We start from the raw sequence: 521 nt of genomic DNA on the forward strand, positions 1-521 counted from the left end.
CATCTGGAAGCGCACACGCGCGACGACGCATGGCTGTTGCGCGTGCGCGACAACGGCATCGGGATCGATCCGCAGTATTTCGAGCGCATCTTCCTGATTTTCCAGCGGCTGCACACGCGGCGCGAATATCCGGGAACGGGGCTCGGGCTCGCGCTGTGCAAGCGGATCGTCGAGCACCACGGCGGCCGCATCTTCGTCGAGTCCGAGCCGGGGCAGGGCACGACGTTTTCGTTTACGCTGTCCAGGCCGGGTGCCGATGAAACGCGTTGGCCGCGCGATCCGAGGGAGTGAGCGATGATTGCCGATGAGCGAGGAAATTTCGTCGAGATCCTGCTGGTCGAGGACAGCCCGACCGACGTGATGATGACCAAGGAGGCGCTCGAATACTACAAGGTGCTCAATCCGCTGAACGTCGTCGAGGACGGCGTCGCGGCGATGGCGTACCTGAGGCGCGAAGGGCCCTACGCCGGTGCGCGTCGGCCGGGCCTCATCATTCTCGATCTGAACCTGCCGAGAAAGAG

The 521-nt window shown here is 63.9% G+C and carries 1 protein-coding gene and 1 pseudogene; both read left to right on the forward strand.

Features of this window, described 5'->3' with window-relative positions; translation table 11 throughout:
- Window positions 1-291, forward strand: a 291-nt coding sequence (locus J5M58_RS26190; protein ID WP_243432561.1) for an ATP-binding protein, incomplete at its 5' end; no start/stop codon positions are given.
- A gap of 3 nt (window positions 292-294) precedes the next feature.
- Window positions 295-521 (forward strand): annotated as a pseudogene (locus J5M58_RS28375) (hypothetical protein); the annotation flags it as partial.

The sequence above is a fragment of the Pseudomonas sp. 32_A genome (assembly GCF_017490905.1).
Taxonomy (GTDB): Bacteria; Pseudomonadota; Gammaproteobacteria; order Pseudomonadales; family Pseudomonadaceae; genus Aquipseudomonas; species Aquipseudomonas inefficax.